General features: G+C 46.8%; 1 protein-coding gene. It reads right to left on the bottom strand.

All coding sequences use genetic code 11. The annotated features are described in order from the left end of the window. Positions 1-116: 116 nt before the first annotated feature. The coding region (locus B4920_RS28035; protein WP_139379791.1) for an amino acid--tRNA ligase-related protein at positions 117-235 on the bottom strand (119 nt) is incomplete at its 5' end.

Here is a 235-nt window from a genome sequence, read left to right as displayed (position 1 = left end):
AAAATAGCTATTGCTCCCCCCTTGAATCGCCCATAAAAAACCAGCCAAAAGGCTGGTTTTTTAAATTCATCCAATGCCATTGGGTCGCAGGTTTTATCTGCAACCCGATACAGCAATTAAGCCTGTGGGCGCATCGCTGGGAACAGGATCACGTCACGGATAGTGTGAGTGTTAGTGAATAACATCACTAAACGGTCGATACCAATACCTTGACCCGCTGTTGGCGGTAAACCGT

Source organism: Zoogloea sp. LCSB751 (assembly GCF_002028455.1).
Taxonomy (GTDB): domain Bacteria; phylum Pseudomonadota; class Gammaproteobacteria; order Burkholderiales; family Rhodocyclaceae; genus Zoogloea.
Note: the sequence above shows the minus strand (reverse complement) of the source record. Positions and strands in the feature narration are given on the sequence as shown.